Source organism: Plesiomonas sp. (assembly GCF_051650925.1).
Lineage (GTDB): Bacteria > Pseudomonadota > Gammaproteobacteria > Enterobacterales > CAMTGL01 > Plesiomonas.
In genome coordinates this window covers 1-9,666 of the sequence record NZ_JBOFRH010000029.1, presented here as the reverse complement: position 1 = coordinate 9,666, position 9,666 = coordinate 1, and the positions used below count along the sequence as shown (strand labels likewise).

General features: G+C 48.1%; 7 protein-coding genes and 1 pseudogene. 1 reads left to right on the top strand and 7 read right to left on the bottom strand.

Annotated elements, in window-relative coordinates:
- A partial coding sequence (gene leuS, locus ACRC27_RS00715) for a leucine--tRNA ligase (protein WP_438638854.1) occupies positions 1-1,934 on the bottom strand: 1,934 nt, incomplete at its 3' end.
- Positions 1,935-2,186: 252 nt separating this feature from the next.
- Between leuS and ACRC27_RS00710 the strand changes: the two genes are divergently transcribed.
- On the top strand, positions 2,187-2,669 hold the full coding sequence (locus ACRC27_RS00710) for a zinc ribbon-containing protein (RefSeq protein WP_438623771.1): 483 nt from the start codon (positions 2,187-2,189) through the stop codon (positions 2,667-2,669).
- A gap of 156 nt (positions 2,670-2,825) precedes the next feature.
- On the opposite strand, the gene lnt is transcribed toward ACRC27_RS00710, so the two are convergent.
- From lnt to ACRC27_RS00680, 6 genes and pseudogenes are all read right to left on the bottom strand, one after another.
- Entirely contained in the window at positions 2,826-4,346 is a 1,521-nt protein-coding gene (lnt, locus tag ACRC27_RS00705) for an apolipoprotein N-acyltransferase (protein ID WP_438638852.1), read from the bottom strand.
- 6 nt (positions 4,347-4,352) lie between these two features.
- A complete protein-coding gene (gene corC, locus ACRC27_RS00700; RefSeq protein WP_438623773.1) occupies positions 4,353-5,228 on the bottom strand; it encodes a CNNM family magnesium/cobalt transport protein CorC in 876 nt (291 codons plus the stop codon).
- A 17-nt stretch (positions 5,229-5,245) separates the two neighbouring features.
- Entirely contained in the window at positions 5,246-5,716 is a 471-nt protein-coding gene (gene ybeY, locus ACRC27_RS00695) for an rRNA maturation RNase YbeY (RefSeq protein WP_438623774.1), read from the bottom strand.
- Positions 5,713-6,789, bottom strand: coding sequence for a PhoH family protein (locus ACRC27_RS00690; protein ID WP_438623784.1), 1,077 nt, complete (start codon positions 6,787-6,789; stop codon positions 5,713-5,715). The genes ybeY and ACRC27_RS00690 overlap by 4 nt, the downstream gene beginning before the upstream one ends.
- 120 nt (positions 6,790-6,909) lie before the next feature.
- Positions 6,910-8,334 carry a tRNA (N6-isopentenyl adenosine(37)-C2)-methylthiotransferase MiaB gene (gene miaB, locus ACRC27_RS00685; RefSeq protein WP_438623775.1) on the bottom strand — a complete coding sequence of 475 codons (1,425 nt, stop codon included), beginning with the start codon at positions 8,332-8,334 and terminating at the stop codon, positions 6,910-6,912.
- A gap of 594 nt (positions 8,335-8,928) precedes the next feature.
- Positions 8,929-9,666, bottom strand: a pseudogene (locus ACRC27_RS00680) (glutamine--tRNA ligase); the annotation flags it as partial.

Below are 9,666 nucleotides of genomic sequence, written 5' to 3'. Positions count from 1 at the left end.
AGACGTACCGTATCTGCACCGTATTTCTCTACCATCTCCTGAGGGTCAATGCCGTTATTTTTTGATTTCGACATTTTGCTCATACCGGCATATACCAGCGGATGGCCATCTTTATCTTCAGCTTTGAGGATAGCGCCTTTAGCATCACGCTCGGTGATGACCGCATCGGTTGGCGCAACCCAGATCCGCTCACCGTTATTACCGGTGTAGTAGAACGCATCAGCCAACACCATACCCTGACACAACAGGCGTTTTGCCGGTTCATCAGAGTTGACCAAACCAGCATCACGCAGCAGTTTGTGGAAGAAGCGGAAGTAGAGCAGGTGCATGGTGGCGTGTTCAATACCCCCAATATACTGATCCACTGGCAGCCAGTAGTTCGCCGCATCTGGGTTTAGCATGCCATCGTTATAGTCTGGGCAGGTATAACGAGAGTAGTACCATGATGATTCCATAAAGGTATCAAAGGTATCGGTTTCACGCAGTGCCGGTTGGCCGTTGACCATCACTTTTGCCCACTCAGGGTCGGCTTTGATCGGGCTTTGTACCCCGTCCATCGTGACATCTTCTGGCAGAACCACTGGCAGCATATCTTCCGGCGTTGGAACAACGGTACCGTCTTCCAGTGTTACCATCGGAATTGGCGCACCCCAATAACGCTGACGGGAAACACCCCAATCACGCAGACGGAAGTTTACGCGACGCTCACCTTTACCGATGCTGCTGAGTTTGTCAGCAATGGCGTTAAAGGCGGCATCAAAATCAAGCCCATCAAACTCACCGGAATTAAACAGCAGGCCTTTTTCGGTATAGGCTTGTGCTGAGATATCCGGCGCGTTGCCATCAGCCGGTGCGATAACCGCATCAATCGGCAGGTTGTATTTAGTGGCAAATTCGTAATCACGCTGATCGTGCGCAGGCACCGCCATGACCGCACCCGTGCCGTAGCCCATCAGTACAAAGTTGGCGACCCATACCGGGACTTTACGACCATTCAGTGGGTGAATGGCGTACAGGCCGGTAGCAACCCCTTTTTTCTCCATGGTTGCCAGTTCAGCTTCGGCAACCTTGGTGTTGCGGCATTCGTTGATAAATGCAGCCAGTTCAGGGTTATTCTCAGCCGCCTTTTGTGCCAGCGGATGCCCTGCCGCGATCCCAACATAGGTAACACCCATGAAGGTATCTGGACGCGTGGTGTATACAGTCAGTGTTTCATCCATTCCGTCCATATCGAACGTAATATCAACACCTTCAGAGCGGCCAATCCAGTTACGCTGCATGGTTTTCACCATATCAGGCCACTCGTTCAAACCGTCAAGATCGGTAAGCAGTTGATCGGCATAATCGGTGATTTTGATAAACCACTGCGGGATCTCTTTTTGTTCAACGTGAGTATCACAACGCCAGCAGCAGCCTTCGATAACTTGTTCGTTCGCCAGTACGGTCTGGTCATTCGGGCACCAGTTTACAGAGGAGGTTTTTTTGTAAACCAGACCCTTTTCGTACAGCTTGGTGAAGAACCACTGTTCCCAGCGGTAGTATTCTGGCTTGCAGGTCGCCATTTCGCGCTTCCAGTCATAGCCAAAGCCCAGCATTTTTAGCTGGTTTTTCATGTACTCAATATTGTCGTAAGTCCACGGTGCAGGCGCAGTTTTATTTTTAATCGCCGCATTTTCAGCAGGCAGGCCGAACGCATCCCAACCAATAGGTTGCAGTACGTTTTTACCTTGCATACGCTGATAACGTGAAATCACATCACCAATGGTGTAGTTACGAACGTGCCCCATATGCAGTCGGCCAGAAGGGTACGGGAACATAGACAAGCAATAGAATTTCTCTTTGCTAGCATCTTCAGTAACTTGAAATGTTTTATTGGTTTCCCAATGTTGCTGAACCTTGCTTTCAAGGTCTTCCGGGCGATATTGCTCTTGCATGCTGAATATCCAGAATTCTGTGGGGTGAATTAAGTATCAAGATCAGGAATAGCCATAGAATAACGTATAGAAGCAAGATGCAACAATAGTAACCACGGTTTCGATGCAGAGTTTCGTCATTTGCGGGTGAGGTAATAGACTATTTACCAGAATTACAGCAATAATGATTTACATCACCCATAAAGCAATTGTTGTGATTACAGGCTAAAACTGGGGTGAAAACCGTTAACGTGACTGATTTAAGGGGGATATATGAGTCAGTGGACTAAGTACTATCGCGCTTTTATTGATCGTTTTACGCAAGATTTACAAGCCGGTGAGCATGAGCTGAATAAAGCGGTTGAAACTACCGAGAGCTACCTGAATGCCACCAGTGATTTAACGCGTGATGAGCTGGCCTTGATTAATGCCTATATTGAGCGGGATTTGGCTGAGTTTGCGCAGTCTTATGCCGAGAGCAAAGAGGCATTTAAAGAAGGGGTCTTTTTCCTGAGTTTAAAAGAGAGTATCTGGCAGGGATTGGCCGATATTACTGATAAAACCCAGTTAGAGTGGCACGAGGTGATTGATGATGTCACTCACCACGGGGTATACCAAAGTGGTGAGCTGGTGGGGCTTGGCAATATTGTGTGTGAGCACTGTCATCACAGGATCGTCTTTAACCACCCAGATATTTTACCAGCTTGCCCAAAATGTGGTGAGACAGCGTTTAGCCGCCAGCCATTCCAGCCTTAATCTGTTGAGTTTTGTTGCTCGGTTTTGTGATCAACTAAATACCCGCGAAGTGTCAGAGAAATATCAGGCAAAAGTGTGTTATTAGGCGTAAAACCGTACCGGCAGAATAACATTTTGCTGCCGGTACGATAGCGGTATTACTGTATTTTCAACGGGTTATCTGTTGCGCAGGCGTGCTGCAATGATCAAGCTAAGTGCTGCTGCAATCCACAATGGCCAGTTGCCAAAACGAACATACGGTGTGTTTCCGCGTGTTGGCACGACGGTTGCACTGAGCACGGCTGTTTTAAATTGGGGGATCTGTTGCTGTATTTCGCCGTTAGCATCAATTACAGCCGTTACGCCGTTATTGGTAGCTCGCAACAGCGGACGACCGAGTTCAAGTGCGCGCATTCTGGCCATTTGGAAATGTTGCCATGGCCCAATAGAGTTGCCAAACCATGCATCATTCGACACAGTCAGCAGAAAATCGGTATCCCGATTGGCAAGGAAATTGGCTCGCATTCTATCACCCAAAATAATCTCATAGCAGATTGCTGTTTCAAGGTGATAGTTGCCGGCTCGTAGGTCGGTTTGCAGATACTCGCCTCGACTAAAAGAGGACATTGGCAGATTAAACAGCGGAGCAATTTCACGCAGTAGTGACTCAAACGGCACATACTCACCAAACAAAACCAGATGGTTTTTGTTATAGCGGTTTTGGGTTGGGTATTGATAGGTTTCCTGCGGATCACCCAGCGTAATCACGGTATTGTAGAACGCTTTGGTATCAGGGCGTTGATCAACCACACCGGTAATCAGTATCGCTTTATTGCTGCGAGTGATGCCATCGAGCATGCTTAGCAGTTGATTCTCTTCACTTTCAATTGAAGGAATAGCCGCTTCTGGCCAGATAACCAGATCGCCACGTTGCAAATAGGGGCGAGAGGCATCCAGATAAGTCTGCATGGTGGGCACTCGGTACGCCGGTTCCCATTTTAACTCTTGATCGATATTGCCCTGAATCAGTGCAACATCACGCTTGCGTGCCGGCTCTGGTGTTACCCACGAATGATTGGCAACTGGCCAGAGGCTCAGAGGCAGCAGTATGGCAATCACGGCAGGTAACCACTGGCGGCGGGCCAGTGTCAGTGCAAACAGGCCGCTGATCAGCATCAGTACAAAAGTGATACCTTGTACGCCGGTAATCGGGCCTAAGCCTTTGAGTGGGCCATCAATTTGGGTATAACCAAATTGTAGCCACGGAAAACCGGTAAACAGCCAGCCGCGTAAAAATTCGGTGAGTGTCCACAATACCGGTGCGGCAAAGACTAAGCGTGCCGCGTTGGTTTTGGGGAAAAAGCGTGCGAGTAGTGCGCCAAACAGCGCAGAATACAGTGAGAGATAAGCGCAAAGTAAGGCAACTAATAACCAGCCGACAACCAGCGGTAATCCGCCAAATTGCTGAATACTGACGTTAATCCAGTGTAATCCGCTAAACAACAGGCCAAATGCCCAGGCAAAACTGATCACTGCCGCCTGTTTTGGTGTGCGGTTGAGAGTCAGTAATAAAAGCCCAGTCAGTGAAAGTAGGGCACAGGGCCACAGATCAAAGGGGGAGTAAGCCAGAGTACCCAGCGCGCCGGAAAAAACCGCCAGCGGCAGCGCAACGCGCCAGCGGGTTAAAAGTTGCATCATTGCTACTTAATCAGCCAAATTAGGAAGTGGAGCATCGTCCGGAATGGTGACCCGAACCTGAATAATACGACGGCTATCAGCCATGGTGACTTTAAACTGGTAGCCATCAATGGTGACATGTTCTCCGCGCGACGGTAAATGGCCGAAGCTTTGCATGATTAACCCACCAATGGTATCGACCTCTTCATCACTAAAATGTGTGCTGAAGGCATCGTTAAAATCATCAATTGGGGCTAACGCACTTACCGCAAAGGTGTGGCGACTTAGCTGGCGAATATCACGATCATCCTCTTCGTCGTACTCATCTTCAATATCGCCGACAATCTCTTCGAGGATATCTTCGATGGTGACAAGGCCGGATACACCGCCAAATTCATCGATCACAATGGCCATATGGTAACGCTGCGAGCGGAAGTCTTTCAGCATGCGGTCAACACGCTTACTTTCCGGAACGACCACAGCGGGGCGTATAACGCTGTCCATTTCGAACTGTTCGGCATCACTGCGCATAAACGGCAGCAGATCTTTTGCCATGAGCAGGCCTTCGATATGATCTTTATCTTCGCTGATCACCGGAAAACGGGAGTGCGCAGATTGAATGATTACATCGATACACTCATCAAGGGTCTGATTTTTTTTCAGGGTCACAATTTGAGAACGTGGGATCATGATATCCCGAACCCGAAGTTCGGAGATTTCCATGACACCCTCGATCATTTCGCGGGTCTCCTGATCAATCAGATCATTTTGTTCGGAATCACGGATCACATCGAACAAGTCGCTGCGGTTCTTTGGTTCTCCGTGGAAGAGCTGCGTTAACAGCTGACTGAAAAATCCCTTTTTACTGGGGCCATCAGTGTGTTGCGAATGGTCGTCGCTCATGTGCTCTAATTAGTTAGTTAATCCAGGTCTTTTTCGGCTGCATACGGATCGGGGTATCCCATCTCCTGCATGATTTCCGTTTCTAAAGACTCCATTTCTTCGGCTTCATCATCTTCAATATGATCATAACCCAGCAGATGTAAACTGCCATGCACAACCATATGAGCCCAATGTGCCAGACGATCTTTTTCTTGCTCGGCAGCTTCTGTTTCAACCACTTGGCGGCAGATGATCAAATCACCAAGCAGCGGAAGTTCAATACCGGGTGGTGCTTCAAACGGGAAAGATAACACATTGGTTGGTTTATCTTTACCACGGTAGGTGAAATTTAAATGACGGCTCTCATCTTCATCAACAATCCGAATGGTCACTTCGGCTTCTGGTTGAAAAGCAAGCACAGTGCCATCAAGCCAGCGTTGAAAATCGGTACTGGTTGGCAAGCCCTCTTCATTGGCGCTGGCAATTTGTAAATCCAATTCAACCGTCATTGTGCTGTATTCTCATCAGGCGTTGTTGTATTGACTCTGCTTTCTGGCAGATGTTCCGTTTTTTCGTTCGGCTCACGGGAATCTTGTGCCGCCTGATTGTCGTGGTTGTCACGATAGCGGCGTTCACGTTCTGCTTTTTGCTGCTGCTGACTGGCATCCCACGCATCGTAAGCCATCACGACACGCGCAACAACAGGGTGGCGCACGATATCGCCGGCTACCAAGAAATTGAAGCTGATATCATCAACATTTTTCAGCACATCAATCGCATGGCGCAAGCCTGAGGTTTGGTGGCGCGGTAAGTCAACTTGTGTGATATCACCGGTAATCACCGCTTTTGAGTTAAAGCCAATCCGAGTCAGGAACATTTTCATCTGTTCTGTGGTGGTGTTTTGGCTCTCATCCAAAATAATAAACGCATCATTTAACGTTCTGCCGCGCATGTATGCCAGTGGCGCAATTTCTATCACATTGCGTTCAATCAGTTTTTCTACCCGTTCAAAGCCGAGCATTTCGAACAGCGCATCATACAGCGGACGCAGATACGGATCGACTTTCTGGCTCAGATCGCCGGGTAAAAAGCCAAGCTTTTCACCTGCTTCAACGGCTGGGCGGGTCAGCATAATCCGGCGGATCTCTTGGCGCTCTAAAGCATCAACGGCTGCGGCAACGGCCAAATAGGTTTTACCTGTACCGGCTGGGCCGATACCAAAGGTAATATCATGACGCAAAATATTGGCAATGTAGTTTGCCTGATTGGGGGTGCGCGGTTTAATCAGACCACGTTTGGTTTTGATGATCACCTCTTTGCCGTGCGCGGGGATCTCGGCCGCCATTTGTTCGAGTACCCGGCTTTCTGTTACGGCAAGATGGATATGATCAGGGCTGATATCGTTAACAATGCCGCGTACGGGCGCAGTTTCAACATATAAATCAGTCAAAATCTGGCAAGTTGCACTGATACACGTCTGTTTTCCTGAAACCTGAAAGTGGTTATCACGGCGGATAATTTCCACACCAAGGCGGCGTTCAAGTTGTTTCAGGTTATCATCAAACGGGCCGCACAAGCTCATTAAACGCTTATTGTCAGCCGGTTCAAGCGAGATTTCTTGAGAATGGACCTTGTTCAAATTTTACCCCTATCCCTTAAACAACTGCCCGCAAATGGCGGGCAGTAAAACAGTATAAGAAGATTAAGGCATGTAGGTACTAACACCTAAATCATCTTCTTTACGTGTACGAGCAATAACACTTTCCGGTGATTGTGCTACACGCAGATTCATCTGCTCTTCTGTGCGTAATAGTTTACCGCGCAATGAGTTCGGATTGACATCAGTGATTTCAACATCCACGAATTTTCCGATCAGATCCGGTGTACCTTCAAAGTTAACCACTCGGTTATTTTCAGTACGGCCAGACAGCTCCATCACACTTTTACGTGATAAACCTTCAACCAAAATACGTTGCGTTGTGCCGAGCATCTGGCGGCTATACTGCATTGCTTGCTGGTTTATACGCTCTTGCAGAATATACAAACGCTGTTTTTTCTCCTCTTCCGGCACATCATCTGGCATATCAGCGGCCGGCGTGCCTGGGCGAGCAGAGAAAACAAAACTGTAGCTCATATCGAACCCGATTTCGGCAATAAGCTTCATGGTTTGCTCAAAGTCAGCCTCGGTTTCACCTGGGAAGCCCACAATAAAGTCTGAGCTGATCAGAATATCAGGGCGTGCTTTACGGATTTTACGAATCAATGACTTATATTCAATAGCCGTGTGTGCACGTTTCATCATCGTCAGTACACGGTCAGAACCGCTCTGTACTGGCAGATGTAAAAAGCTCACTAGCTCTGGCGTATCTTCATACACGGCCACGATATCGTCAGTAAACTCAATCGGGTGGCTGGTGGTAAACCGCAGACGGTCAATACCGTCAATAGAGGCAACCAAACGCAGCAGTTCAGCAAAGCTGTACTCTTGGCCGTCATGGTTTACTGCGCGGTAAGCATTAACATTCTGACCCAGCAGGTTAATTTCGCGAACACCTTGCGCAGCAAGCTGGGCAATTTCAAGAATGATATCATCAGCCGGTCGGCTAACTTCTTCACCACGGGTGTAAGGCACTACGCAGTAAGTACAATATTTATTGCAGCCTTCCATGATAGAAACAAAGGCGGTTGGGCCTTCGGCACGCGGCTCTGGCAGGCGGTCAAATTTCTCAATTTCAGGGAAGCTGACATCGACAATTGGGCTACGGTTGCCAGACAACTTGGTCAGCATTTCTGGCAAGCGGTGCAGGGTTTGCGGGCCAAAAATCATGTCGACATAGGGCGCACGCTCACGAATATGAGCCCCTTCTTGTGAAGCCACACAGCCGCCAACCCCAATAATCAGATCTGGCTTTTTCTCTTTGAGTGCGCGCCAGCGTCCCAGTTGGTGGAACACTTTCTCCTGCGCCTTCTCACGGATTGAGCAGGTGTTAAGCAGCAGAACATCTGCTTCTGCCGCGTCATCCGTTAGCTGGTAACCGTGGGTTGAATCCAGCAGATCAGCCATCTTTGATGAGTCATACTCATTCATCTGACAGCCCCAGGTTTTGATGTGAAGTTTCTTCGTCATCGAGTCTCAGTGTCCAAAACAGGTAGGAACGCCAGCCTGCGCGAGCGCGGCTGCATATAAACGCTCTATTCTACTGATTCCGTATCGTGGTGACCAGTTACATCATCAGCGTATTTGCGTTGATATTGAGGGTGCTCATCATCCCAAAATAGGGTTTTAGTGTTTTTTATCAATATGTTGATAAAGAAAATGTAGCCTATTTTTTCTGGAATGAAGTTTGGAATGCAGTAAAAAAAGCGTACTGTTTTGAGGATGCACAGCAGTGTTATTGGGAAGGCGATAAAATCACTTATTATTAATAGGGATATGAGCCGCTTTATTTGTGTGTATTAGTAGATATTTATCTTTGTGTCAGCCTTTCTTACATGTAATGCCTGTACGTAATACCCGTACTTTATGTCTGTATTTAATCTCGGTATTTTTTACATAAGTCTTTGCGGGTTCAGGATAAATAAAAGGATAAAAAAACAGGGCCGACACTCTGACCCTGTTTTTACTGGTTTGTGGCTTGGTTATCACCCGTTCTTTGTGTTACCAGCCACATGATGGTTGGCTAAAAACTGATGACTTACCAGCCAACGTGCGCGTTTATTTTTACGCGTTGTCCTGCTTTGCCCAGGTATCACGTAAGCTAACGGTGCGGTTAAAGACCAAACGCTCAGGCGATGAGTCTTTGTTATCTGCACAGAAGTAGCCTTCGCGCTCGAACTGGAAAGCGTGCTCAACCGGTGCATTAACCAGACTTGGCTCAACAATACCCTGACGAATAATCAGGTTGTCTGGGTTAATGGTCGAGAGGAAATCCTCTGCCGCTGCTGGATTGGCAATGCTGAACAGGCGGTCATACAAGCGGATCTCTGCCGGAACACCTTTATCGGCAGATACCCAGTGGATAACGCCTTTTACTTTACGGCCGTCAGCCGGATCTTTACCTAATGTCTGGGCATCGTAAGTACAGAAGATGGTAGTGATGTTATCAGCATCATCTTTCTCTACACGCTCTGCTTTGATCACGTAGGCATTACGCAGACGGACTTCTTTACCCAATACTAAGCGCTTGAACTGCTTATTGGCCGCTTCGCGGAAATCCGCGCGATCAATAAATACTTCGCGGGTAAACGGTAATTCGCGGGTACCCATTTCTGGCTTGTTCGGGTGTGCCGGAGCAGTCAGGTTTTCCAGATGACCTTCAGGCAGATTTTCAATAACCACGCGTACGGGATCGATCACGGCCATGGCTCGTGGCGCATTTTCGTTCAGATCTTCGCGGATACAGGCTTCAAGTGCCGACATCTCTACCATGTTGTCTTGTTTAGTCACACCGATACGGCG

Coding starts and splice junctions, on each gene's coding strand:
- ACRC27_RS00710 (WP_438623771.1), top strand. CDS start 2,187: ATGAGTCAGTGGACTAAGTACTATCGCGCTTTTATTGATCGTTTTACG.
- ACRC27_RS00690 (WP_438623784.1), bottom strand. CDS start 6,789: ATGAGCTTGTGCGGCCCGTTTGATGATAACCTGAAACAACTTGAACGC.
- miaB (WP_438623775.1), bottom strand. CDS start 8,334: ATGACGAAGAAACTTCACATCAAAACCTGGGGCTGTCAGATGAATGAG.
- ybeY (WP_438623774.1), bottom strand. CDS start 5,716: ATGACGGTTGAATTGGATTTACAAATTGCCAGCGCCAATGAAGAGGGC.
- corC (WP_438623773.1), bottom strand. CDS start 5,228: ATGAGCGACGACCATTCGCAACACACTGATGGCCCCAGTAAAAAGGGA.
- lnt (WP_438638852.1), bottom strand. CDS start 4,346: ATGATGCAACTTTTAACCCGCTGGCGCGTTGCGCTGCCGCTGGCGGTT.